Source organism: Anaerovibrio lipolyticus DSM 3074, from assembly GCF_900141865.1.
GTDB lineage: Bacteria > Bacillota > Negativicutes > Selenomonadales > Selenomonadaceae > Anaerovibrio > Anaerovibrio lipolyticus.
Genome location: NZ_FQYW01000016.1, coordinates 14,349 through 40,727, shown reverse-complemented (window position 1 = coordinate 40,727; position 26,379 = coordinate 14,349). Strand labels below are relative to the sequence as shown.

Annotated in this window: 22 protein-coding genes and 3 tRNA genes; 4 read left to right on the top strand and 21 right to left on the bottom strand. The window is 43.0% G+C overall.

Features of this window, described 5'->3' with window-relative positions; all coding sequences use genetic code 11:
- Positions 1–9: 9 nt before the first annotated feature.
- The 4 genes from hisD to B6K08_RS09650 all read right to left on the bottom strand — a co-directional run bounded on the left by hisD (position 10) and on the right by B6K08_RS09650 (position 4,196).
- Positions 10–1,353 (bottom strand): histidinol dehydrogenase, encoded by a 1,344-nt coding sequence (gene hisD / locus B6K08_RS09665; RefSeq protein WP_080326038.1) that lies wholly within the window; start codon positions 1,351–1,353, stop codon positions 10–12.
- Between the two features lie 15 nt (positions 1,354–1,368).
- A complete protein-coding gene (gene hisG / locus B6K08_RS09660) occupies positions 1,369–2,028 on the bottom strand; it encodes an ATP phosphoribosyltransferase (RefSeq protein ID WP_027396043.1) in 660 nt (219 codons plus the stop codon).
- A gap of 226 nt (positions 2,029–2,254) precedes the next feature.
- Entirely contained in the window at positions 2,255–2,803 is a 549-nt protein-coding gene (locus B6K08_RS09655) for a hypothetical protein (RefSeq protein ID WP_039205826.1), read from the bottom strand.
- Positions 2,804–2,852: 49 nt separating this feature from the next.
- Positions 2,853–4,196 carry an ankyrin repeat domain-containing protein gene (locus B6K08_RS09650; protein WP_052211700.1) on the bottom strand — a complete coding sequence of 448 codons (1,344 nt, stop codon included), beginning with the start codon at positions 4,194–4,196 and terminating at the stop codon, positions 2,853–2,855.
- A 183-nt stretch (positions 4,197–4,379) separates the two neighbouring features.
- Here B6K08_RS09650 and B6K08_RS09645 point away from each other — a divergent pair, with 183 nt between their 5' ends.
- Entirely contained in the window at positions 4,380–4,559 is a 180-nt protein-coding gene (locus tag B6K08_RS09645; RefSeq protein WP_039205827.1) for a hypothetical protein, read from the top strand.
- Between the two features lie 547 nt (positions 4,560–5,106).
- On the opposite strand, the gene B6K08_RS09640 is transcribed toward B6K08_RS09645, so the two are convergent.
- Positions 5,107–6,303, bottom strand: a complete 1,197-nt coding sequence (locus B6K08_RS09640) for a dicarboxylate/amino acid:cation symporter (RefSeq protein ID WP_080326037.1) — start codon at positions 6,301–6,303, stop codon at positions 5,107–5,109.
- A 196-nt stretch (positions 6,304–6,499) separates the two neighbouring features.
- Here B6K08_RS09640 and B6K08_RS09635 point away from each other — a divergent pair, with 196 nt between their 5' ends.
- Complete coding sequence (locus B6K08_RS09635; protein ID WP_080326036.1) at positions 6,500–7,255, top strand: TSUP family transporter; 756 nt, start codon at positions 6,500–6,502, stop codon at positions 7,253–7,255.
- Between the two features lie 64 nt (positions 7,256–7,319).
- Here the strand turns inward: B6K08_RS09635 and B6K08_RS09630 are convergent, their stop codons facing one another.
- The 5 genes from B6K08_RS09630 to B6K08_RS09610 all read right to left on the bottom strand — a co-directional run bounded on the left by B6K08_RS09630 (position 7,320) and on the right by B6K08_RS09610 (position 10,634).
- Entirely contained in the window at positions 7,320–7,574 is a 255-nt protein-coding gene (locus B6K08_RS09630; RefSeq protein ID WP_080326035.1) for a GIY-YIG nuclease family protein, read from the bottom strand.
- 25 nt (positions 7,575–7,599) lie between these two features.
- Complete coding sequence (locus B6K08_RS09625; protein WP_327078476.1) at positions 7,600–8,124, bottom strand: peptidylprolyl isomerase; 525 nt, start codon at positions 8,122–8,124, stop codon at positions 7,600–7,602.
- 63 nt (positions 8,125–8,187) lie between these two features.
- Positions 8,188–9,114: a D-alanyl-D-alanine carboxypeptidase family protein gene (locus tag B6K08_RS09620; protein WP_080326033.1), complete on the bottom strand. Its 927-nt coding sequence runs from the start codon at positions 9,112–9,114 to the stop codon at positions 8,188–8,190.
- Positions 9,115–9,136: 22 nt separating this feature from the next.
- The gene (locus tag B6K08_RS09615; protein ID WP_052211685.1) at positions 9,137–9,706 is read right to left on the bottom strand and encodes a hypothetical protein; all 570 of its coding nucleotides are present in this window, start codon (positions 9,704–9,706) and stop codon (positions 9,137–9,139) included.
- A gap of 10 nt (positions 9,707–9,716) precedes the next feature.
- Complete coding sequence (locus tag B6K08_RS09610; RefSeq protein WP_080326032.1) at positions 9,717–10,634, bottom strand: hypothetical protein; 918 nt, start codon at positions 10,632–10,634, stop codon at positions 9,717–9,719.
- A 183-nt stretch (positions 10,635–10,817) separates the two neighbouring features.
- Between B6K08_RS09610 and B6K08_RS09605 the strand changes: the two genes are divergently transcribed.
- Complete coding sequence (locus B6K08_RS09605; protein ID WP_080326031.1) at positions 10,818–11,903, top strand: M48 family metallopeptidase; 1,086 nt, start codon at positions 10,818–10,820, stop codon at positions 11,901–11,903.
- Between the two features lie 52 nt (positions 11,904–11,955).
- Here the strand turns inward: B6K08_RS09605 and B6K08_RS09600 are convergent.
- The 11 genes from B6K08_RS09600 to B6K08_RS09550 all read right to left on the bottom strand — a co-directional run bounded on the left by B6K08_RS09600 (position 11,956) and on the right by B6K08_RS09550 (position 24,309).
- Positions 11,956–12,030 (bottom strand) — tRNA-Cys (locus B6K08_RS09600).
- A 9-nt stretch (positions 12,031–12,039) separates the two neighbouring features.
- Positions 12,040–12,115 (bottom strand) — tRNA-Gly (locus B6K08_RS09595).
- Positions 12,116–12,119: 4 nt separating this feature from the next.
- A tRNA-Asp gene (locus B6K08_RS09590) sits at positions 12,120–12,196 on the bottom strand.
- A gap of 100 nt (positions 12,197–12,296) precedes the next feature.
- Positions 12,297–13,376, bottom strand: coding sequence for an S-methyl-5-thioribose-1-phosphate isomerase (mtnA, locus tag B6K08_RS09585; RefSeq protein WP_080326030.1), 1,080 nt, complete (start codon positions 13,374–13,376; stop codon positions 12,297–12,299).
- 9 nt (positions 13,377–13,385) lie between these two features.
- A complete protein-coding gene (locus B6K08_RS09580; RefSeq protein ID WP_080326029.1) occupies positions 13,386–14,063 on the bottom strand; it encodes a class II aldolase/adducin family protein in 678 nt (225 codons plus the stop codon).
- An 18-nt stretch (positions 14,064–14,081) separates the two neighbouring features.
- Complete coding sequence (locus B6K08_RS09575; RefSeq protein WP_407639842.1) at positions 14,082–17,834, bottom strand: PolC-type DNA polymerase III; 3,753 nt, start codon at positions 17,832–17,834, stop codon at positions 14,082–14,084.
- Positions 17,835–18,043: 209 nt separating this feature from the next.
- Positions 18,044–19,447: an FAD-binding oxidoreductase gene (locus B6K08_RS09570; RefSeq protein ID WP_039209304.1), complete on the bottom strand. Its 1,404-nt coding sequence runs from the start codon at positions 19,445–19,447 to the stop codon at positions 18,044–18,046.
- On the bottom strand, positions 19,444–20,640 hold the full coding sequence (locus tag B6K08_RS09565) for an electron transfer flavoprotein subunit alpha/FixB family protein (protein WP_080326027.1): 1,197 nt from the start codon (positions 20,638–20,640) through the stop codon (positions 19,444–19,446). Before B6K08_RS09565 ends, B6K08_RS09570 begins: the two co-directional genes overlap by 4 nt.
- A gap of 12 nt (positions 20,641–20,652) precedes the next feature.
- A complete protein-coding gene (locus B6K08_RS09560; RefSeq protein WP_039209310.1) occupies positions 20,653–21,444 on the bottom strand; it encodes an electron transfer flavoprotein subunit beta/FixA family protein in 792 nt (263 codons plus the stop codon).
- Positions 21,445–21,533: 89 nt separating this feature from the next.
- The gene (gene ldhH, locus B6K08_RS09555) at positions 21,534–23,696 is read right to left on the bottom strand and encodes an L-lactate dehydrogenase (quinone) large subunit LdhH (protein WP_080326026.1); all 2,163 of its coding nucleotides are present in this window, start codon (positions 23,694–23,696) and stop codon (positions 21,534–21,536) included.
- A complete protein-coding gene (locus tag B6K08_RS09550) occupies positions 23,686–24,309 on the bottom strand; it encodes a LutC/YkgG family protein (protein WP_080326025.1) in 624 nt (207 codons plus the stop codon). Before B6K08_RS09550 ends, ldhH begins: the two co-directional genes overlap by 11 nt.
- Before the next feature lie 384 nt (positions 24,310–24,693).
- Between B6K08_RS09550 and B6K08_RS09545 the strand changes: the two genes are divergently transcribed.
- Positions 24,694–26,331: an L-lactate permease gene (locus tag B6K08_RS09545; RefSeq protein ID WP_039209318.1), complete on the top strand. Its 1,638-nt coding sequence runs from the start codon at positions 24,694–24,696 to the stop codon at positions 26,329–26,331.
- Positions 26,332–26,379 lie beyond the last annotated feature (48 nt).

Genomic DNA, 26,379 nt, shown 5'->3' with positions numbered 1-26,379 from the left:
GCCTCCGTTTTATTTCTCAATTTTTCTTATGCGGATTGCATTTGCATGGGCCTGTAACCCCTCTGCCTCTGCCAGGCGAATAATATCATCACTGACACGGTTCAGCTCAGGCTGAGTATAGGAAATGAGGCTGGTACGCTTCATAAAGGTTTCCACATTCAATACAGAATAGTATCTGGCAGTACCACCTGTTGGCAATACGTGATTTGGTCCTGCAAAATAGTCCCCCAATGGCTCTGGCGAATAGGCCCCAAGGAATACGGCTCCTGCATGGCGCACATAAGGAAGAAGCTGGAATGGCTCCTTTGTAAGGATTTCCATGTGCTCCGGCGCGGATACATTGGCCAGCTCAATGGCCTGCATAATGTCCTCAGCCACAATAATAAGTCCGTTTTTATCAAGGGATGCTCTGGCAATCTCCTGACGGGGTAGCTGCTGCAGCTGCTTTTCAGCCTCAGTCGCCACCCTTTCAGCAAGTGTCTTACTGTCCGTAATCACGATGCTGGAGGCCAACATATCATGCTCTGCCTGGCTAAGCATATCAGCCGCAGTATAAGCTGGATCAGCAGTTTCATCTGCCACAATGAGAATCTCACTTGGACCTGCCAACATATCTATATCACAGTGACCATATACGGCCTTTTTTGCCAAGGTAACAAATATATTTCCAGGACCGGTGATTTTATCAACTCTTGGAATGGTTTCCGTACCAAAGGCCATAGCTGCAATGGCTTGTGCTCCACCTATCTTAAAGATTTTGGATACGCCAGCTTCCTTGGCTGCAACCAGCACATAAGGATTAATCTTGCCATCCTTTGGTGGCACCATCATAATGATTTCTCCCACACCAGCTACAGCAGCAGGAACAGCATTCATTATTACAGAGGAAGGATATGCGGCAGTGCCTCCAGGTACATAAATCCCAACCCTGTCCAAAGGAATTACAGACTGTCCCAAAAGGGAGCCCTGGCCACGGTAGGTCATCCAGGAGTTAGGCTTCTGCTCCTGATGATACTGGCGGACATTGGCTGCTGCCCGCTTCAAAGACTCCACAATTTCCGGATCAGCGGCTTTGTAAGCGGCCTCATATTCTTCCTCAGTAACCACAAATTCCTCTGCAGTAAATTCGGTACGGTCAATGAGCTTGGTGTATTTTATAACAGCCTTATCTCCTTCAGCCCTTACTTCGTTTACAATCATGTCAACGATTTCTGCAGCAGTCATATCACGGCCAAATAGCTTCTTATTTGCCTCACGAATTTTAGGATTAAGCTCCACCTGATCAAAGGCAGGCTTCTTAAGCATCCTTTCCACATTAATAAGTCCGGTGTCCTTTACATTTACTATCTGCATTACTATCCCCCCGAATTATTTGGCCATTTCCAATATCTTACGCAAATCCTCAGTCAGCTGATGAATGCGATCAAATTTCAATTTAAAGCTAACTCTATTACAAATGAGGCGGGCAGTGGCATCCATTATAAATGCAATTTCCTCCAGATTGTTTTCCCGGAGGGTGGTGCCTGTCTCAACTATATCCACAATACTCTCAGAAAGTCCTACTATAGGCCCCAGCTCGATGGAACCGTTCAATTTGATGAACTCCATCTGCATTCCCTTGCTGTTGAAAAACTTTTCCGCAATATGTGGGAACTTGGTGGCCACTCTGGTATGAGCATAATCTGATAGCTTAGCACGTTTATTATTCTTATCTACAGCCATCATTAAATGGCATTTGCCAAAGCCCAAATCCAAAAGCTCATAAACATCTTTGCCGGATTCCAGCAGTACATCCTTTCCAATAACCCCAATATCAGCAGCACCGTATTCCACATAGGTGGGAACATCAGCTGTTTTGCTGATAATAAACCGAATCTTTTTTTCTTCGTTGGTAATAATCAGCTTTCTGGATTTTTCGCTTAAATCCTCGGCGGTATATCCTATCTTGGCAAGAAGGTCCGCAGATAATCCGAAGAGCTTTCCCTTGGGAAGGGCTATAGTCAGGTATTCCATATTATTTGAAGTCATAAGCGTTCCTCCATTTGCCTAAAATGTTTTTATTCTTTATCTCATTAAAGTATTAACATGTTAATTATACTAACACATTACCTATTTACCGTCAATATATATTATAACGCTATTTATTATTATACAGCTATTTTTATCAAAGAAATAGAAAAAACCGCCTTCATTTTAGCGATTGGCGGTTCTTCAAATATTTCACTTAAGGTTTTATACTACGCGAATTCTCTTACTATCTCTCAACTACTTTATCTGATACTGTAAATTTCCTGTTGTATTTGTCATTTGCATTGGAATCAAGGTACTCTTTGGCTAAGTCCTCTTTATATTTTTCATACATTTTTCCATCATCATCCCTGGCTATAGGGGCTGAGCTAAGACCAAAACATTCCGGAATCATCAAGGTTTTATCTTTTTCAATAAAGACATATGTAAATTGATCCGGTCCATTAACTTTCAAGGTATTATCCTTTGCTGTTGCAGTATAAGTCTTTTTAACAGAATGTACCCAATGAGCAACTACATCCTCGTTTTTATCTCCAATAGAAGCTCTTATCTCCAAGGTATCCATATTTATTAAATACGATGATTCACCATTTTTTTCAATTTTCACCCTTACAACACTATTCCAACTTTCCTGTTCCCTAAAAAAATGTGCTGAATTTTCAACTATCCCCGACCATGTTCCTTCAAATTTATCTTTATTAACACCACATCCAAAGGTTAAAAAGCTTGCAAATAAAACTAATAAGAGAATTGATATAATATTTCGTTTATTCACTTTAGAATCCCTCCATAGGACAGACCTTTATTCGTAGTCAATACTGATTTTAAAGCTTCAGGTGTAAAAAATCTTCAGCGGCTTTTTTCTTTTCATTAGCGTATACGCCTAAAGTATTAGCTTCATTAGCTAAATTGTCAGCTTCCACTATCTCTTCATAGGTTAATTCTCTGTCTATTGTATATAATTGAATAAATTCCTTGTTTTTCAAAACTGAATCTTTTGTGGCTTGCTCCCAATCCAACATGATTTCTTTTTCTTCTGGCGTGCAATTAGTAAGTGGTAAATTGTTGTCTTCAAGTGTGGTTATCGCTTCATTCATCTTGGCGAGAATTTTATTTGCCTTTTTTACCCTGTCTTTTACAGTACCTTTAACTATGATTTCACCGTCAGTGTTAAACATATTAACAGCATCATTGTAGGAAGCAATAGCTTTATTAATATGCTTGCTATAATCTATCAATTCAGAATCTCTGTTTTTCTTGGCATTGGCTTCTGACCGGGCTGCTTCCTTAACTTCATGATATTTTGATGGCTGCTGACCTTGTGCTAAAAGTTCTTGCAGCTGTTTGTATAGTTGCAAATTATGATTTTTTAAAGCAATATCAACGGCGGAACGCCCATCTTTATCCCTTATATTTATATTAGCACCATAGCTATATAATAAGTCTATCATTTCATAATCTGAGTTTTTAGCGGCTTCAATAAAGATTGGTACTCCATTTTTGGGAATATTATCAGGATTAATGCCATTTTCCAACAGATATTTTGCACATAATAAACGCTGGTAACTGTTCCAATTATATGTATATACTTCATCAAGAGCATTATATCCATATGTTGTTCCCGTTCCATTTATATCAGCACCCCAGTTATGTAAATATTCCAGTAAACTGAGATCACCATAATGACCAGCACTTACTATGTGACATACATAATTGCCAGCAAAGTTATAGAAGCCATTAACATTTGCTCCTCTTTCCAGAAGAAACTGCATCATATTTCGATTATTAAATTTTAGTGCCAGTGCAAATGGGGTATATTGCAATTCTCCATCCAAAAAACCATAACTTGCCTTATATACACCATTAATGTCAACACCTGCATCCAACATTGCTTGGGCAGTCTCGATATCATTCTTTTCAATTGCCAACAAAAAAGCCTTCTCATTATTATTAGGATTAGGCACAGCATGTTTCTGATTGGACAATCCACCGTTTCCGCCGTTGCTGCCATTACTACTATTGTTGCTCCCACTATTATTTATAGCTTTCCCAATTACACTGCCAAGGACACTTCCCCAGTCAAAACCAGCCTCAACGCTTGGGGTTGCAGAAAACAGCAATGCAGATGCAGTTACAGCAACACATAAGCTACGAATACCCTTTTTCACATTTCTTCATCCTTTCAAAAATATTTTCTTGCCCATGCTTTTTATTATCTTTTAGCTCAATGATATCATTATGATACTATTTAGATATTAAATAGTCAATTCGAACTACATTATAATTTTATTAAGAAACTATCGACATCATTATCCTTATATTATGATACTAATAAGGATGGTGATTACACTATGGCTTCTAGTAGAATAGCACTACAAGTTAGATTGGATGAATCAACTCATGCAAAGCTGAAGCAGATTTCTGAATTGGAGCTTCGTTCATTAAATTCTCAGATAGAATATTTTGTTATCAAAGGCATTCAAAAATACGAAAATGACAATGGGCCAATTATAGAGGGTAAAGAAGAATAATATAAAGGAACCGGTGCCGAGGATAACATATAAAGCGTATGACTAATCATAAAAATTTAGGTTTTGTTAAGAAAATAAAGCATAATAAAATAGACTGTAATAGAATTGTCTAATTTTATCACAGTCTATTTATTTTTTGTCTAAAATACGAATTTTGTAAAGTAGATTGGGAGTATGGGGTATGCTATAATTTCAGCAGAGGTGCTACCATAAACGGTAGGCGGTCAATCCTAGCCCCTGAAAGGGGGAATTGTCTATGACACTTTATGACTTCATGTCTTTGGTGTTTCTTGTTACGATTTGTATCATGGCAATTAAAGCATAGCACTAGAAAAACCGCCTCCAGCTGACGACTTTAGGCGGTTCTTCAAAAAACTATCCTACTGTTCGGGGCTGACCGTCTATCGGTAGCACCTTTCTTGACTTCATTATATCATATGTACATATTAAGTCAATGTCACATATTTATGTCTTTTAACTATACGATAATTTTTTTTAAAAGATAAGCCCCCTGCCTTGGCAGGGGGCTAGAATTTAAGCTAAACTATTAATTGTTTTCTTCACTCGCATTAACAACAACAGCAACAGCACCATCACCAGTGATGTTAACACAGGTACGGAACATATCCAGTACACGGTCAATACCAGCTACAAGAGCAAGACCCTCGAGAGGAAGACCTACAGACTGGAGAACCATTGCCAGCATGATAAGACCAGCACCTGGAACACCGGCAGTACCAATGGATGCCAAGGTACCAGTTAAAACAACCATCATCATCTGTTCAAAGCCAAGTGGAACACCATATACGTTGGCAACGAACAGAGTACAAACACCCATGTAGAGAGCAGTACCATCCATGTTCAGGGTAGCACCCAAAGGAAGAACGAAGGACGCAATCTCGCGTTTTACTCCCAGCTTCTCCTGACAGTTCTTCATGTTTACAGGCAAAGCTGCAGCGGAAGAACAAGTGGTGAATGCGATCATCATCTGCTCGGACATGCCTCTGAAGAAATCAATTGGGCTATGATTACCGAATACTCTTGCCATGGTGGAATATACACCAACAGCATGAATAATACAACCTACAGCTACACAGACGATAACGGTAAGCAATGGAAGCAGTACCTTAGGACCATTTGCAGCAACTACAGGAAGCAGTAAGCAGAATACACCGATAGGAGCAAGATCCATTACAATGGCGATAACCTTGTAGCAAACCTCAGCACCTGCATCGAAGAACTTGATGAGAAGCTCCGCCCTCTCACCGCCTACCTTAACGATACCTACACCAATGAAGAGAGCAAATACGATAGTTGGCAAAATTGCAGCCTTAGCCATGGAATCGATAGGATTAGAAGGTATCATGTCAAGGAGTACCTGCATAATGTAAGGAGCTTCCTTAACCTTTGGCTGTGCACCGGCAACGAAGTCAGCACCCACACCAGGACCAATAATACCAGCTATCACGAAACCAATAGTGATAGCAATGGCGGTGGTAAAAAGATAAATACCTACCGTCTTTAAACCGATACGACCCAGCTTTTTAGTATCACCTAAGCTGGTAATACCCACAACCAGAGAGAAGAATACAACTGGTACAATCATCATCTTGATTAGATTGATGAACATAGTACCAATTGGTGCTATCCACCATTTTATGAATGGCAGACCTGCTTCACCGGCAATCAAACCGACAACTACGGAGAGAACCAGTGAAATGAAGATTTTTACTGATAAGTTCATAAAAATACCCCTCCTTCTTAGATTATGTTAACCTATTTGTAGTATAACATAACAATATTATCTGTTTCAACTGAATAATGCTTTTTTTATATAGAAGCATAAGTTTTAATTATACTTTGTATACTTTATTATATATAAATTGAATTCATTTACAGTTCTATTGTATAATGACTACATTAGGAAAGGAGTTTTGTCTATGGATTGGGAAATTATGGGATTTTTAGCTCTTTTCGGCTTCTTGGGAGCATTTATTGATGCCGCAGTGGGCGGAGGCGGCCTCATTACCATTCCAGCCCTTATGTGGACAGGGCTTCCTCCAGTTACAGTTCTTGGTACAAACAAGGTTGCCGCTTCCATGGGATCAGTTTGCAGCTTTCTCACTTTTGTTCGCGCTGGAAAAATGGATACCTCTCTCATGAAAAAGCTGTGTCCACTTTCCCTTATTGGCTCATTTGCCGGTGTATTATTAGTTCAACATATATCATCAGAATTCCTGCGTCCTTTGATAATTATTATGTTGGTTTTGGTATTTTTTTATACCGTATTAAAAAAGGATTGGGGGAAGGACTCCAAACCACAGAAAATAACAGGCAAGAAAATGATTTTATGCCTGGTTATGGCTTTCACATTGGGCTTTTATGATGGCTTCTTCGGACCGGGCACTGGCTCCTTTATATTATTTTCCTTTATTATGATAGGCTTTGATTTTATATTTGCCACCGGTAACGCCAAGGCCATGAACTTTGCCAGCAATATTGCGGCAGCGATTCTATTTACTTACTTTGGCAGTGTAGACTTCACCTATGCCGTTCCCATGGGTGTCTTCATGATTATAGGTGCCATTGCTGGCTCCAAGGTAGCCATATCCAAAGGTGTAAGCTACATACGGCCACTTTTCATCGTTGTCACCGCCGTACTAATAGGAAAGCAGATTCTAACAATGCTGGAATAAGTATAGATGCATATATAAATAAATAGACTGCGATAAAATTACACAACTTTATCGCAGTCTATTTTTATTTTACCTTATTTTCTTCAATGAGCTTTAGTTTTTCAGCCCTGCTCAATTGTTTTATGTGCCATTCCCGGCTCATAGCTGTTTCCTTATCTTTGCATTCCTCAAGATAAACCAGCTTTACAGGAAGACGGGCCCTGGTATACTTGCTGGCCTTGCCACTGTTATGGGTAGAAAGGCGCTTTTCCATATCTGTAGTATACCCTGTATAAAGAGTGCCATCAGCACACTCCAATATGTAAGTAAATGCTCTCATTTAACTTACCTGTACATCCAAATAATTACTCAGCAGCCTTAATCTTAATGCTGTTGATAACCACCTCATGCACTGGACGATCCTGAACGCCAGTCTTGGTGTGACCGATTTCACGAACTACATCCATTCCCTTAACAACCTTGCCAAAAACTGCATGGTGGCCGTCAAGCCAAGGAGTAGCCGCAAGAGTGATAAAGAACTGGGAACCGCCGGTATTTGGGCCTGCATTGGCCATGGACAGAATTCCCTCACTGTCATGATGGAGATCCTTGTGGAACTCATCCTTAATGGTATAACCAGGGCCACCCATGCCAGTACCAGTTGGGTCACCGCCCTGAATCATGAAGCCATCAATAATACGATGGAAGATAACTCCATCATAAAAGCCCTCTTCGCTGAGTTTAATAAAATTGCCAGTAGTATTAGGAGCCTTGTCCTCAAAAAGTTCAATCTCAAAGGTTCCCTTGTTGGTATCAAATACCGCAATACGATTTGCCATTTTTCCATTCTCTCCTTTTTCCTTGTCTGAAGCCATACAGCCAGTGGTCATAACCAGCAGAAGCATCATGGCCAGAGCTAAAATCTTTTTCATAATCTATGTACCTCCTTGTCCTTAACGGCTTTTCAGAGCTTCGAAGCCGTAATCAAGCAGCATAGCGCCTTCCGTAAATCTGGTATCAGTATCCTTTGAATGAAGGATTACCACCAGCACCTCTTCCCCATCACGCTGGGCCACCGCCATCAGGCAGCCACCAGCAGCATCAGTATAACCGGTCTTGCCACCAATACACCCCTGATAATCAGTAAGAAGCTCATTGGTATTTTCACAATGAAGGGTTTCCCCCTGAGGATTTATACTGAAAAAAGTTTTTTCTGGAATAGCTATTATTTTTCTGAACTTTGGATTTTCCATGGCGTAATGAGAAATAACAGCCAAATCCTTTGCTGTTGAATAATGCAAATTGGAAGTGAGGCCATTTGCATTCTCAAAATGAGTTCTGTTTGCCCCCAATTCCTTGGCCTTGGCATTCATCCGTTGCCAAAACTGCCATGCACTGCCATTCCCCACAGCCTCAGCCAAGGCAGAGGCTGCCACATTATCAGAAATCATCATCATTTGGGTCAGCATATCATACTGGCGCATGGACTGACCGGTATAGCAATAAGAATATGGTTTCTGTCCGGCCCAAGGACTCACAGTAATAACACGGTCATCCCTGTCATCCTCCAAAACCAGTATAGCTGTCATTATCTTGGTAAGGCTTGCAGGATGCTCACTTTTCTCACCATTTTTTTCATAAAGGATTTCGCCTGTTTTATTGTCCATGACCACCACAGCATCTGCAGATACCTGTGGAGCCGGTGGCATGACCTTTTGTGGCTGTTCCGTTTTCTTATCCTTGCCTTGGATTGCCCTTGCATAATCACTATGTACCACTGTCTTGGCCACAGCCATGGATGCCACAACAGAAATTACTGACATGGCCAACAGCAAAGTAACTGCCAAAACAGTTGTCTTTGTATTTTTCTTGAAACTCAAAACCTATCACCTGTTTATCCTGTCAATTCGTTGGCAAACCACCATAGTTAAACTTCTTGGCAGGCTCTTGTTCCTTCTCCTCACCGGTAATAATAATCCCCGGATCATCCAGATCCAAATTGGTATAAGTCCAGCTCAAAAGATAACGATCTTCAGGCTCCATCTCTATAAGCAACTTTTCGTTTGGTACAGCAGGATTATAGTAAATATAATAAATATTACCGTCCAAATGCTTGTGCTCAGCTTTGCCAAAAGCCTTGGTAAGGCCAGCCCTGGTGGCACCATAGGTTACCCCATGAGGCCCCACATAATGCTTGCTTTTGCAGAACATTTCCACCACGTTTTTATTCTTGGCATCCACGTATATTTTCTGATCAGCAGAATAGGTATAGCGAATAACCTGGACACCACGAATATACATATCAGTATCAAAATCAGGCTCCCCCAGCTTTTCCACCATGGTATCGTAGCTGTCTCCCAGTCTCAAGCCTTTAAAGGCAAAGTCGTCGGACACAGCCGCAGAGACTACCGTAGAAACAAGCATTACCAGCAGAAACAGCACTGCACTTATTCTCAACTTAATATTATTCATGAAAATCACCTTACTTAGTCAAGGAAGTACCCTTGTCCACCACCATATCAATCCATTCCTCATGGAACCCTGCATCCATCAGCACTTCCTCAAGGGATGTAAGACGATGCTGGTTAAGGAACATGGATACGCGCTCCTTTTCAATGGACTTCTCCATGTAAAAATCCTGGCCCTCAGAAGACTCATCCGGGAAGGCTACAGTATATTCGTGATATTCCTCATCAGACATGGAATCCGGCAGGCTGCAGGAATGGGCCACCTTTGCCTTCCAGGCAGGTGTCTGCTTTTCTAAAAGCTGCTTCGCTTCATATATAATAGGCTGAATGGTATCCCTATACTCCTGCAGAGCATCCTCCACAGCCTTAGTATCCTGCATAATCACTGCACAAATAAGATCACGAAGGCTTTCTCTGGTAGAGAGATCAAACTGCATCAAATAGGACGACTCTGTAATACCGTCCAACCATTTTTGTAAGCTGTTGGTCATATACTTCTTCGCCTTGGCAGCCATAAGCTCATCCTGCATGTGAAGCTCGTGACACAAATTATAGATATGCTGGCCATCCTCCTGGGATTCCATAATATCCTTCTTGGCACATTCACTGCAGACACCTATTATATGATAGGTAAAGGGCTGCTCCATCAGCTCCCAATTAGCGGGAAAATCCAGGCCCAAAGCCTCATAAACCTTTTTCTGGGCAGCAATGCGGCTCTTGGAAAAATAAGTGATACCATCGTTGTCATTACGATATTTAACGGTGAATTCGCCCTTGCATTTTGGGCAGTGGTACATCTTGTCCACCAGCTTTACCCCAACATACATGGCGTCATTTGGCTTATAAAATCCATAAGGCATTGCATCTATAAATGCGTAATTATATACGCTCATGAGATTGTCGGTAATTCTTGTCATGTCGATTTCTGGCATTGTATTTCTTACACCTCGTTTAAAAATTCACTTGAATATTATACCCCAACTTATGATTTTTTGCCATAAGCAATATTTGATGACTATTTCTAATTTCCTATTTTTCTGCCTCTAAGGATATTTTAATGCGGACTATGATATAATAAACAAGGTAAATAAATTAAATTATAAGGGGTGATTTTTATGTTTAATTTTAAAAAGAAGCTTTCCAAACTCATCGCCAGTGCTATGCTGGTGACTATGCCTATCTTTGCCGGTGCTCCTTCCCAGGCTGACGCAAACTGGCTGGACGCGGCCATAAATGTAGGCATTGCAGGCTACCAGATGTCTGAGTATAACAAGCAGATTGACAAGATCAATAATACCGAGGAAGGTAGACAACAGCTGTATGCTCAGATGAAGGAAAAACAGGGTGTTGACAGTGACCCATATCTGAATCAGCGGCTTGATGGTATAATGTCCAACCTTTCCGCTGCTGTGGCCGTAACAGAACCTGCCATTAACGAAAAGCCTTTCCTTTATTTTATTAACCCAAGCAAGGATTTTAACGCTGCCTGCTCCTTGGGCCATGTAATGACCGTAAATGCCGGGATCTTTGATTTATTACGCACTGACGACGAGGTAGCTGTTGTATTGGGACATGAAATGTCCCATGGTATGCGTGATCACGTGGTTAAGGGCTTCAAAAAATCTGTACCGGTAACCCTTATTGCCACTGCTATCGCATCCAATACCAATGGAGTTGGCGTGGCTATAACAAATGTTATTGCCAACTACACCGAAAAGGTGCATATCACCAAGCCTATGGAATGGGAAGCAGATAACATTGCCTTCCAGTATCTGGCAAATTCTAACTACAATCTGGGAGCCTGCCCTGCTGTATGGCAGCGCGTAATAGAGAAATCCGGCAGTCAGCAGATGACCGGTGACATATTCTCTGTTTCCGACCATCCTTCCCACAGCGAACGCCTTAATAACTACATAAAGAAAATAAAGGAATACAGCGGAAACAAGGTCGACGTGAAGGGCAATGCAGTCTATGTAAATGACAAGGAATTTATCGTTCCTGCTGCTACGGAAGAAATGTCCGAACAGGTTCGGGCCTACTATGTAGCCGGTAATCTTGCCAGAGCCTTCCACGATAATGGCGGTGTTGATGCCACTGCATACGAAGGTACTGTTTATATGGGCAATCAGGGCATTATCACCTCCCTGAACACCGATGCCTCTGCCGAGGAAATCGCAAGCAAGCTTAACAGTATAAAGTAAATAAACACCAAAAAAGGACTGTGTCAAACGATACAGTCCTTTTAATATGCCTTGGAGGTGACACCCAGATTCGAACTGGGGAATAAAGGTTTTGCAGACCTTGGCCTTACCACTTGGCGATGTCACCATAAAAAAATGGAGCGGAAAACGAGACTCGAACTCGCGACCCCCACCTTGGCAAGGTGATGCTCTACCAACTGAGCTATTTCCGCAAAATGGCGACCCGAAGGGGACTTGAACCCCTGACCTCCGCCGTGACAGGGCGGCATTCTAACCAACTAAACTACCGGGTCGCGTTTAGTTATCGCTTGTGACGACAATAGATATTATAGGTGATTAAATCCCTGTTGTCAACTAGATTTTCGTTCATCTTCCTCTTTCAGATTTGGTTCATTAAGATTTCATAGTAAAAATCTTTTTTAGGCTCTCACTATATGGTGCTCTGGCAATTCCAAATTCCGTTACAATACCAGTGATAAGATCATTATCCGTCACATCAAAGGCAGGATTATAAACCTTTACCCCATCCGGTGCCATACGCTTCTCATACCACATTTCCGTGACTTCCTCAGCCTTACGCTGCTCTATCTTGATTTCATTTCCTGTTGGTGTAGCCATATCAATAGTGGCAGTTGGAGCACACACATAAAACGGAATGTTATATCGCTTGGCAACTGTCGCCACAATGGAAGTACCAATTTTATTGGCCACATCACCGTTAGCCGCCACTCTGTCACAGCCCACAAATATGGCATTAACCCAGCCATTGCGCATAACCATATTTGACATATTATCACAGATAAGAGTCACATCAATACCAGATTCCTTAAGCTCAAAGGCTGTAAGGCGGGCACCCTGCAGAAGAGGTCTCGTTTCATCAGCAAATACCCTAAAGCTGTAGCCCTTCTCCTGCCCCACGTAAATAGGAGCCGTGGCAGTACCATACTTTACAGCCGCCAGCTTCCCCGCGTTGCAGTGGGTCAGAATACCATCTCCGTCCTTAATAAGAGTCAAGCCATGCTCACCAATTGCACGGCACACCCGAATATCCTCCTCGCGGATTTCCACCGCCTCATCATGAAGGCAATTCACTATTTCCTCCGCGCTTCTGGTCTTGTTGGCCAATACCACCTGCTCCATGCGGTTCAGAGCCCAAGAAAGGTTTACGGCTGTTGGACGGGCAGAATCCAGATATTCCTTGGCCTTGGCGAACTTTTCATAAAAGTCATCAAACTCAGTTTCCTCCGCCCCGATTTTCTTAGCTTCCAGATATATGCCGATAGCCGCTGCCACTCCAATAGCGGGAGCACCCCGAACCTGTAGCAGATATATGGCATCCCATATTTCCTTTAAATCAGTTAATTCCAAAATTTCCGTACTATATGGCAGCTTAGTCTGGTCAATAATCACCAAAGCACTCTTGGCATCATCCAGCGCCACTGTATCATAATCCATAATCGTTTTATTACTCATAATAACCTCTTATTTATTTTCACCAGGCAGGAGCTTTATCTCCTTCGGATATGCCCATTTTTGCAATTCTTCCTTGTCAACATAATCCGGTTCCTTCCCAGGTCCCAAAATCGTCAAGGTATTATAGTAAATCTCCGCCAACTCCTCCACATAGGCAGCCTTGGTCAGAGCTTCCTTTATGTCTTTATCAACAGCTACAGCACCATGCTTTTCCATAAGGGCCACATCCGAAATCTGCAGAGGCTTTAGCACCGACTCCGCCAGTGCAGGAGTAGCAGGCCGTCCATAAGGGGCTACAGGAATATAGCCTTCCTTGCAGCCCAAGTGCATTAATTCCGTCACGATGGCAGGAATTGGTTTATTGAGAATGGCAAAGGTAAGGGCAAACTTGGAGTGAGTATGAACCACAGCATTTACATCAGGACGTGCCTCATAAATTTTGAGGTGCATAGTTACCTCACTGGTGGGACGGTGCAGTGTCTCAGCCTCCACCACCTCAGCATTCATATTCACCACCACAATATCATGATATGTCATTTCACTGCGGTCCATGCCTGTGGGAGTAATACAAATAAGTCCTGTATCCTCATCACGGATACTAAAATTGCCGGAGCGATGCTGACAAAGCCCCATATTTTCAGCTTTAACAGCACATTCCAGCACTTTTCTTTTGATTTCTTTTAACATATATAAGCCACCTTTCGCTCAAAACAGCGACATCTGATCGCTCTCATCCATACCTTCAAGACAGCCATGGACTCTGAGGGCCTCAACACTAGTTTTCGTTATGCCGGTTCGCTTCTTCAAATTTTCAATAGAAGAAAATGGACCGGTTTTTCTTTTCTCCACAATGGACTTGGCATCCACACCACCAAGTCCCGTAAGGGTTGTAAACGGTGGCAGAAGGGCATTTTCCTCTGTTACCATCTGGAAGCGGTCAGCCCCGGATTTGTAGAGATCAACCTTTTTCACCTTAAAGCCTCTGATATACATTTCCCAGGCCAGCTGAAGGACAACATAAAGCTCATCCTCCTTGGCATCCCTTTTATCCTTGGCCTCCAGCTCCTCCATTTTTTCCTTGACTGCTTTCTGCCCCCTGGCAATGATATCCGAATCAAAGGCAGCAGCACGAATAGAGAAATAAGCCGCATAATATGCCAACGGATAATGAACCTTACAAAAGGCAATTCGATAAGCCATCATAACGTAAGCCGTTGCATGAGCCCTTGGGAACATATACTTAATCTTCTGACAGGATTCAATATACCATTCTGGAATACCAGTCTTACGAAGGGTTTCCACCACATCTGGTTCTATGCCCTTCCCCTTACGTACCCGCTCCATGGTCTTAAAGGCCAAGAGTGGCTCCACCCCATTATGCATGAGATACATCATAATGTCATCACGGGCAGCAATGGCGTTCTGAAGGGCACATGTACCTGCTCTGATAAGGTCCTGGGCATTTCCCAGCCATACATCAGTACCATGGGAAAAGCCGGATATGCGCACCAAATCCGAAAAACAGCTTGGATTGGTGTCTGCAATCATCTGACGGGTAAAATTGGTCCTAAACTCCGGAATCCCAAAGGTACCGGAATTAGCCCCCAGCTCTTCCTCTGTAACGCCCAAAGCATTGGTACAGTTGAATAAACTCAAGGTTGCCGGATCATCAAATGGAATAGTCTTAGGATCGCGATGGGTAAGATCCTCCAGCATCTTAATTACCGTAGGATCATCGTGGCCCAGAATATCCAGCTTAACCAAACGGCTGGAGATGGAATGATAATCGAAATGAGTTGTAATTGTAGCTGATGTGGTGTCATCAGCAGGGTGTTGAAGTGGCGTAAAGAAATGCACATCCATATCACGGGGCACTACCATAATACCAGCCGGGTGCTGGCCTGTGGTACGCTTAACTCCATTACAGCCAATGGCCACCTTGTTAATGTAGGCCTCCCGCTTGGTCTGTCCCTTTTCCTCAAAGTATTTTCTCACAAAGCCATAGGCGGTTTTCTCCGCCACAGTACCAATGGAACCGGCACGGAATACGTTATCCTTGCCAAAAAGCTCCTCAGTGTACTTATGAGCCACTGGCTGGTATTCACCAGAGAAATTAAGGTCAATATCAGGAACCTTATCACCATCAAAGCCCAGGAATACGGCAAATGGAATCTCGTGGCCATCCTTTATCATATTAGTACCGCAGATAGGACAGCTCTTATCCGGCAAATCATAGCCACAGCCATAGGAACCATCTGTAATAAACTCACTATGCTTACAGTGTGGACACCGCCAATGGGGTGGCAGTGGATTTACCTCGGTAATATCCGTCATAGTTGCCACAAAGGATGAGCCAACAGAGCCACGGGAACCTACCAAATAACCATCTAAATTGGATTTACGCACCAAACGCTGAGCGATAAGATACAAAACCGAGAAGCCATGGGCAATAATTGGTTTTAGCTCCTGGTCAATTCTATCCTGGACGATTTTCGGCAACACTTCTCCATACAGGCTCTTGGCCTTGTTATAGGTCATGGAGGTTATTTCCTCATCCGCCCCCGGAATCATTGGTGAATACAATTCATCTGGAATAGGCTTAAACTTTTCACACATTTCCGCGATTTTTCGTGGATTGGTAACTACTGCCTCGTATGCTGCTTCTTCCCCAAGATATTGGAATTCTGCCAGCATTTCCTCCGTAGTTCTAAGGAACAAAGGTGGCTGAAAATCCGCATCCTTAAAGCCCTTTCCCTTCATGAGAATAGCACGGTAAATCTGGTCCTCAGGATTAAGGAAATGCACATCACAGGTAGCAATTAACGGCTTATTAAGCTGCTTTGCCAGCTCAGCGACCTTCAAATTTATATTAATGAGATCATTGTCATCTTTTATATTTGGAAAATCTTCACTTCTCACAAGGAATTCATTGTTGCCAATAGGCTGGATTTCCAAATAATCGTAGAAATCAGCAATCTTAAGTAATTCCTCATGGCTTTGTCCTGCTACAATAGCCCTTATCAGCTCCCCCGCCTCACAGGCAGAACCAATAATCAGCCCCTCACGGTATTCCTGGATAAGCTGCCGTGGCAATCTCGGTGTACGGTGGAAAAAACGCAGATGAGACATGGTTATCAGCTTATAGAGATTGCGAAGACCATTAGGATTTTTCGCCAGCAAAATAATGTGATTTGCCCGCTTTTGCTCGTAATCCTCTCCTACCAGATAGCCTTCCACGCCATAGACGACCTTTATATTCAGTGGCTTACGTCCAAATACCGTTTCCATGGCCTCAGGAAAGGCCTGAACAACGCCGTGATCTGTGATGGCAATGGCCGGCCAACCCCATTTTTCGGCAGTAGTTATAAGCTTTTTGGCAGAAGACACCGCATCCATATTACTCATGGTGGTATGGCAATGAAGCTCCACACGTTTTTCCTCTGCATTATCCTTGCGGCTTTCCACATCCACCAACAGCACGCTGTCAGCAAACATTACATAGTCATTATCGTATTTATCGTAGCGGACGGAGCCCTTTATCTTTATGACACCGCCACCCTTGGCAGCCTTTTTAAGACGGCCCAGAACCTTTTCATAGCCCTCAGTATCCTTAAAGAAGGCCTTACAGGAGATACCCTCAGTATTATCCGCCACAGCAAAAAGAAGAATATTGGTGGTCTGGAAGCTACGGCCATCTACACCTGCAATGGTACCCTGTGCCACCACATTCTTCATTTCACCTTCTATCTCAGAAATAGGGGTAATTTCACCTATTATAGCCTCACCATAAACCAGCGGGCTATCGTCATCGCCAATTGGAATAGCAGCCCGTCTAGGACGGGAAGGCTTGCTAGATGGGCTCTTTTCTCCGCCACCAGCAGGAGCTCCACCGTAATTGCCACCATAGCCGCCACCACCCTGGGCTGGCTTTGGAGCCGGAGCCTTGGCAGCCTCTAGTGCCGCCTGGTATTCCTTGGTCTCCTGAACGGCCTCCTCCACATCTGGAACTTCTATTTCCTCATATACAGGCAAGCACTCCAGCTTAATAGGATAGCCGATTACCTTGATACCGGCTTCTTTTAAATCCTGTAAAATATTATGTTCTTCGAGAAGGTATTTACTAAAATCGCCATTTACCTGCAGTAAAATCTTGGATTCTTTATATATGCGGTTGGAGTGCAAAAGGATGTGGCGTACCCCCTGATTTTCCTTGGCAACATAATCCACCAGCTTTTCCCAGTTCTGCTCCACAATTTTATCCAGCTTCATGGCTGTCTGATAGATAAGCACCTTGGCCACCTGATTCTTTTCCTCCACAAAGGAAGCCACCCGTTCAAGGAGTGATTCCGCAATTTGTGGCATAGTCCAGGCCAGTATTTCCCATGTATTGGTGTCCAAAGAAATTTCCACATGACGAATAAAGCCGCCCTTAAGCAGCACCTCCTCATCATGATTCATTTCCATCCCCCTGGCCAAGTCAAACAATATACGACTGGTCTTGGGGACAATACAGTATTTATCCATAAGAAGCAAAACCCCCGAATACAAATCATCTTTCCTAAATAGTATAGCAGAAAAATGATGATAAAATGCACAAAAAAAGAATTCGCCGCAAGATTTCTCTTGCGACGAACTTCTCCTGAAAGGGGAACTATTGAAAAAAGGTATTAATCAAAGCATACCTTATGAGGATTCAAAATGTTGTTTGGATCGAATGCCTTCTTGATTCCCTGCATCAGCTTCATGGACTCCTTAGGGAGGCTTTCCTTCAGATAAGGCTTCTTGGCAAGACCGATACCATGCTCACCGGAAACCTGACCCTTCAGCTCACGAGCCTTGATGTACATGCGCTCCATTGCCTTGCCCAGCATCTCTGCCCACTTCTTGTCATCCATATCATCACGAAGGATATATACATGGAGGTTACCATCACCAGCATGACCGAAGCTCTTAATGCGGATGCCCATTTCCTTGCGAAGATCATGAACGAACTCAACGAACTCATTTACGCAGCTTCTAGGAACAACTACGTCTACCTCATCCATCATGGTGGTAGAGCCCTTAATTGCCTCAAGGAATGCTCCTCTTGCCTTCCAGATTGCCTCTGCACGCTCGTCAGTATCAGCAATCAAGAGGTCAAGTGCGCCCTGCTCCAAGCAAATCTGAGCTACGCTGTCATAATACTTACTGATTTCCTCTACAGATGCACCATCGAACTTCAGTAAGAGGTAAGCATCAGCCTGGTTATCAGGGAACTTCTTGCCGAGGTACTCCTCAGAGTCCATAATAACCTCGCGCTCCATGAACTCTACAGCAGTAGGGATAACGTTGGAGCTAACAATAAGAGGTACAGTGCCAATAGCCTGTGCCAGAGTTGGGAATGGAATCAACAAAGAAACATTCTTCTGTGGCAGTGGCAACAGTCTAAGGATTGCCTTAGTAACCAAGCAGAGAGTACCCTCAGAACCTACAATCAAATCCTTAAGGTCATAGCCGGAGCTGTTCTTTACAACCTTGCCGCCTACTTCCATGATAGTACCGTCAGCCAGAACTACCTCCAAGCCACGTACATAGTCTCTGGTTACACCATATTTAACAGCACGCATACCACCGGCATTGGTGCTGATGTTACCACCAATGGTTGCAGTCTTCTCACCTGGATCAGGTGGATAGAAAAGGCCCTTCTCCTCTACATACTGACCAATTTCCATCAGCAGAACGCCTGGCTCAACAGTGAGGGTCAGATTCTTTTCGTCCAGCTCCAAGAAGTGATTCATAAGGGTAGTATCAATCATGATACCCTTCTCCACTGCAACGGAGGAACCTACCAGACCAGTACCAGCACCTCTAGGGGTTACAGCAATATGCTTGTCATTAGCATATCTCATAACCTTGGATGCTTCCTCTGCAGAGGTAATCTTTACTACCATCTCAGGATAGGAAGCGTCAGCACTTAACTCGTCATGACTATATTCTTCATTAATTTCATCAGCCCAAAGAATGCGCTCACGAGGCACATACTGGCTGATAGCCTCTAAATCGGAAGCATCTAAAACCTTGTATTCGCTCATGCCTTTACACCCTTTCCCTGTTTAACCTGCTCAATGAGCTTTGGAATAACTTCATAAATATCGCCGATAACAGCGTAGTTTGCTACCTTAAAGATGCTAGCATTAGGATCAGTATTGATAGCAAAGATGTTGTCGGAGTTGTTCATACCAGCTACAAACTGAATTGCACCGGATACACCACAGGTGATAATGAGTCTAGGACGAACGGTACGGCCAGAAAGACCAATCTGATGCTTGGCATCAAGCCAGCCAGCCTCTGCCAATGGTCTGGTGCAGGCAATATCGCCGCCCAGAGCATCTGCCAGCTCGCGAACCAAAGCAATGTCTTCCTTCTTCTTCAGACCACGGCCTGCAACAACAAGGATATCTGCATTTTCAATGCTCTTTTCCTTCTGCTTCTGGGTAATACCCAAAACCTGAGTACGGGTCTTAAGCTTTTCAGATGGAACTGAAATCTTGACGATTTCGCCCTTAGCCTCAGCACTGCGCTCAGGAGCATCCATAATCTTATAACGAACAGTAGCCAGCTGAGGTCTGGAGTTTGGAGTCAGAATCTCTGCCATGATGTTACCACCAAATGCAGGACGAATCTGTACCAAATCAGTATTCTCATGGATATCCAGAATTGTGCAGTCTGCTGTAAGACCAGTGTTAAATCTGGAAGCAACTCTTGGAGCCAGCTGACGGCCTACAGGGGTTGCACCAACCAAAATAGCGGAAGGCTTAATCTCGTTTACAAAGGCCTCAAATGCTGCAGTATAGGACTCCATCTGGAAATCCTTCAGCTCTGGGGCATCCACAACGAATACCTTATCTACGCCATAATGAAGCAGCTCCTCTGCCTTCTTTTCAATATCACTACCAATGAAAATAGCATATACAGGATGATTAATCTTCTTTGCAAGCTCACCAGCTTTACCAAGAAGCTCATAGGTTACCGGATGAATTTCACCATTTACATGGTCAACATATACGGTAATACCATTCCATAAAGACTTATCCACAGTCTTTACTTCTTCCTCTACATACTCCATTGCACCAGGCTGGCCCTTCTTTACACAGAGCTTACAGAGCTTACAGCCTGCATTAACTTCCAGCTTGCCATCCTTTTCTTCCAAGGCATTAAAAGGGCAAATGGAAATCATTGCATTAATATCAGTTACTTTGTCCTGATGAACTATCAGTTTTCCCATTGTTAATCCCCCTTATCCTAACAATTTTCTGCTCTTGATTGTACTGTAAATTTTCTCTGCCAATACATCAGCAGGATCATCCCAGGTAACCTGAACCTTGTCGGATGTAGGTGGGAATATACGCTGAACCTGAGTAGCGGAACCATTAAGACCATAGTTGTTCTTGTTCTGGTCTTCCATATCCTTTAAGGTGTACATAACGATTTCGCGAGCCTCAGTGTCCTTCTTCTTTAAATAAGATGGAAGGCGTGGCTGTACAATATCCTTCTGAACAGTGATAAGGCATGGGAAGGAAACCTTCAAATGCTCAATATCCTGTGCCATTTCCATATCTACAAGTATATTGTCACCCTCAACGCCTTTAATTTCTTTTACATTACATACGCATGGAATATCCAGCTGCTCGGATACCTCAGGACCAACCTGTGCAGTATCACCATCTGTAGTCTGGAGTCCGCAAAGTATTATATCAAACTTGCCAAATTTCTTGATACCCTGTGCAAGAGTATGTGCGGTAGCTAATACATCAGCTCCGCCGAATGCACGGTCAGATACGATTGCACCAGCATCTGCACCCATTGCATACGCTTCCTTGATAATTGCCTGAGCCTGTGGTGGTCCCATGGTTATTACGCTCACTCGGCCACCGTACTGCTCCTTCAATTTCAGTCCACATTCAAGCGCATACAGATCGTAAGGGTTCATCTTGCTATCTGCGCCGTTACGCTTCAATACTCCGGTAACAGGATCAACCTCTACCTTATTGGAGCCTGGAACCTGTTTGATACAAACCAGAATTTCCATGAATAAATCCTCCTCATACTTTCATTATATAGCTCAGGGTAAGTGGAAAACTTACCCTGAACTTTTCCCCTGATAACAATTATAATACTTTATAGCTTTTCAGCCAACAAATCTGCAATATGCTTTACCTTGATTCCAGTATTCTGGTTATCAAGACCACCGCCAATCTGCATCATACAGGATGGACAAGCAACTACGCAGGTTGTAGCCCCGGTGTTCTTGATATTCTGAACCTTCTCCTCCAGCATTGGGATGGAAACCTCAGAATACTTCATACCGAAGGAACCAGCCATACCGCAGCACTTATCGCAGTTCTTCATCTCCACAAGCTCTACGCCAGGAGTTGCATCGATAAGAGCTCTAGGCTCCTCGTAGATGCCAAGACCACGCTTCATGTGGCAAGAATCGTGGAAGGTTACCTTTTCGCCACCAGCAGCTGGCAACAGCTTACCCTGAGCCTTGTATTCTTCAGCTACAAAGCTGGAGAATTCGCGAACCTTCTTACAGAAGGCCTTTGCTCTAGGACCCCATACAGGATCATCTGCAAAGAGCTTCTCGTAGGTTTCGCTGAGAGTCTCAGCACAGGTTGGGCAAGAAGTAACAATAACATCTGGCTTTACGGATTCAAGAGCTTCAATGTTTCTCATTGCAGCCTTCTTACCAGTCTCACGGTCACCTACACCGAGGATTGACTTACCGCAGCAGCTCTGAGCCATAGGATATACAACTTCCATACCCAGACTCTGCAATACCTTTACAACATTTTCACCAGTATCGGCAAATACAAAGTCTGTATTACATCCGCTGAAGAACGCTACCTTCTTCTTTGCATTGGATGGATTCTTCTTTTCCAGAGCAGGCATCCGGTCACGAATTGACCTTTCAGCAATAGTTGGTAAGCTTCTGCCCTTGGTCATACCAGCAAAGAACAGTGGCAAATGACGGATGAACTTACCAGACTTAAATGGTGCCTGACCAACAGAACCAGCCTTCAACAGCAGTTTATGGAACAATCCTCTGTCGTTAAGGACATTATCGAAGAAGGACTTATCCATTGTTGGAGTACCATGCTTCTTAACGTATCTATTTCTCAGTTCATCAATGAGATCTGGAATTGGAATTTTACCAGGACAAACTGTAGTACAGGTCCGGCAACCAATACACAGATCAGAGAATTGACTGAAGTTTTCAATACCATTTAAAAGACCTGTAAGGATTGCACCAATACCACCGGAGTAAATGTGACCATATACGTGACCACCTACCAAGGTCCAGATTGGGCAAACATTAAGACAGGATGCGCAACGTACGCACTGGTAAACCTGCTTCATAACTGGGTCATGGGCAGCTTCCAGACGTCCATTATCCAAAAGGATTACGTACTGCTTTCTGTTTTCCTCTACCCACTTGCCGTCCTTCTTGTACATAACAGGAGTAGGACCATCTACCATTGTCATGTAACTGGTCATCTTCTGGCAGGTACCATTACGAGGCAGCAGACGCAGAATCTTGGCAGCATCCTCTGTCTTAGGAATAAGCTTTTCATAACCTATAAGTACAACATGAATTCTAGGAAGTGTAGTTACCAAACGGGCATTACCCTCATTAGTAACAAGACCGATAGCACCATTTTCGGCAATACCGAAGTTAGCACCAGTGATACCCATATCAGCCTGTAAGAACTCCTGACGCAGAGTCTGACGGGCTTTCTGAATCATGTAAGGAATATCTTCACCAGGAACCTCCTCATTAAGCTCCTTTTCAAACATTTCCGCACACTGATAACGATTTAAGTGAATAGCAGGCATAACCATGTGGGATGGCTTCTGACCTGCAATAGCGATCATCCACTCACCAAGGTCAGTCTCCTTTACGCGGATATCATTTTCAGTGAAGCATTCATTGAGGTGAATTTCCTCAGATGCCATGGATTTGGATTTAACGACTCTCTTGACACCATTTTCCTTACATATTTTAATAAGGAACTTTTTAACCTCGTCTCCATCCTTTGCTCTGAACACTTCACCACCACGAGCCTTGACGTTGGCTTCGAACTTGTCAGCCAACTCCTCAATATGCTCTACGGCATCAGCCTTCATGCAACGGAGATTTTCACGAAGCTCCTCAATATCCTGGCCTGCATAGGACTTCAGACGGGAACCCGGATACTGATCTGCAAAGCGGGACAGGGCATCCTGCATGATGTTATCTTGCAGCTTTGATTTAATTTCTTTCTTAAGATCACGTGCCATTACTTAGCCCCCCTTCGTTCTCTACAGCAATGATGATGAGCTTGTTAGGGCCATGAACACCAAGGCTCAATACGCGCTCAATATCAGCTGTACGGCTAGGGCCAGTAACAAATCCGCAATAACCCTTCTGGAAAACCTTACCGATAATCTGACAAGCTGAGGTAATGTTTTCTACCATATAATTGGCATTTACAAAAACAACATTCACAAATGGAAGCATACTGGTAACTCTTGCTTCGTATGAATAATTATCAACTACAAGACTTCCAGACTCGCCTACACCGAACTCAGCAGTTGAAATGCCGACATCTGCACTAGGAGCATGTTCAGCAATATCAAACTTTTCAGTGTAAACCTTTGTACCATCCTCACTCAGTCTGGAGTAGATCCCTTTCAATGCAGGGTTTTCATCTCCACCTACAGCAATAATTTCCTTTGGGGCATACTCCTTTAATACTTCCTTGAGTTTTGCCTCACCTGCTGCATAATCAGCTACCTTATATACCTGAGCAGCTGCAGCTGTGGCATTAGCCTCAAAGTCGGTCCAGTACTTAGCATCTACCAGTCCACTAATAAATGCCTTTTCTGGCCAATTCTCACACACCTTTTCCATTAGATACTCTCCTTTCAGAGAAATTCATCCAACAAAATCATCAAACCATTTCTATTCAAGTTTTATTATAATATCGTGTAAATCGTCTGTCAATAGGAATAAATAATCTATAATCAATATTAAACTTGATAAAAAACACTATCTATTGAAAAAATTATTCAGACAATTTTATATATTATGCTTGATTATTGGGTTCAAATAAAATATAATTATCATAACAATTAAATACGATATTATTTTTTAATAAGCGTATGTGGAAATCATCTTACAAATTGAAGTTCATTCATTTTTAGTGAACAAGCAGACCATTTCTATTCGGCTTAAGTAACATATAATGAAATCTTTCATTATATTATATGAATGAAATGCAAGGAGATGATATATGTGTTAGCACTTGTTGCCGCAATACCAATTATTATTACCATTATTCTTACGGTAGGCGTAAACATGCCAGCTAAGAAGGTTCTGCCAATCGCTTGGCTTTCCATCTGTTTAATCGGTCTTTTCTATTGGCAAATGGATATGCTCCATGTTACCGCGTATACAATTACCGGTTTCCTGGGATCTATCGATACACTGTTGATAATCTTTGGTGCTATTTTACTTATGAACATGCTGAACGAGGCTGGAGCAATGCACAGAATTGAAGCAATGTTCAATGGCATTTCCGAAGATGCCCGTATCCAGTTAGTAATTGTAGGTTATGGTCTTTCCGCATTTATCGAAGGTGCTGCAGGCTTTGGTACTCCACCGGCAATCTGCGCTCCGCTGCTGATTGGTCTTGGTTTCCCTCCAATGGCAGCAGCTACAGCCTGCCTGATTTTGGATTCACCACCGGTATCCTTCGGTGCCGCTGGTACACCAACCAACTCCGCGGCTGAGATTTTGAAGGACACACTTCCTACCATCGGTGTTACTGATTTGGAAGCTTGGAAGCTGGATCTTTCATGGGCATCTGCTGTTGGCCTTGCCGCTGGTACCTTTTTTGTAATTATGGTAGTTTTAGCATTGGTTACCAGACAGTACAGTGAAGATAAATCTTTCTTCAAGCATTCCCTGCCAATGGTTCCATTTGTATTATTTACAACTGTAGTATTCGATGTTTTTTATCTTATCGTTGCAAAATTCATTGGTTCCGAGCTGGTATCAATTTGCGCAGGTGCGGTAACTATATTTGCCACCATCGGTGCTGCCAAGGCTGGCTTCCTGGTACCAAAGGATATCTGGCGTTTCCCTGGTACTGAAAGAAAAACTGAGACTAAAACAGACACCAAAGAAGATAAACCTTCCATGTCCCTCTTAAAGGCTTGGACTCCTTATCTGCTTATTGCACTTTGGCTTGTACTTACCAGAATTCCAGAGATTGGTTTGAAAGGAATTATTACTAGTTTTGTATTCTCTATGAATAATATTATGGATGTTGAGGGTGCTGGCTTTGCCATGAAGTACTTCAACAATCCTGGTTTATTCCCATTCGTTTTAGTTGTATTGATTTCCATTCCATTCTACGGACTTAAAGGAGATCAGGTGAAAGACATAGTAAAGAAATCCTATAATCAGCTTTACGGTGCCACCATCGCCCTGCTCTTCGGTTTTGCAATGGTTTATATTTATCGTTATTCCAATGCTAACCCATTGGGCTGGGATTCCATGCTGGTTGCCATGGCCAAGGGCATGGCTGATCTGGCAGGAGCAAATTATGTATTCGTTGCTCCGTTCATTGGTACCATCGGTGCATTCATGTTTGGTTCCAACACAGTATCCAACATTATGTTTACCCCTCTCCAGTTCGAGACTGCAACTATCCTAAATATACCTCATGTATTTATCGTAGCTCTCCAGAACCAGGGCGGTGCCATTGGTAACATCGTATGTATCAACAATATCGTTGCGGTGTGCGCTACAACAGGCATTATAGGTGCTGAAGGTAAGCTGATAAAAGCCGCATCGTTGCCATGGGTAATATGGTACATAGTGCTGATGGCTGCAATGCTTGGTGCAGTTGCATTTGGAATTATTTAACCCCAGTTAGTAAAAGCAATCTTTAGTTAGTGGGTGGTCTGCCACCCC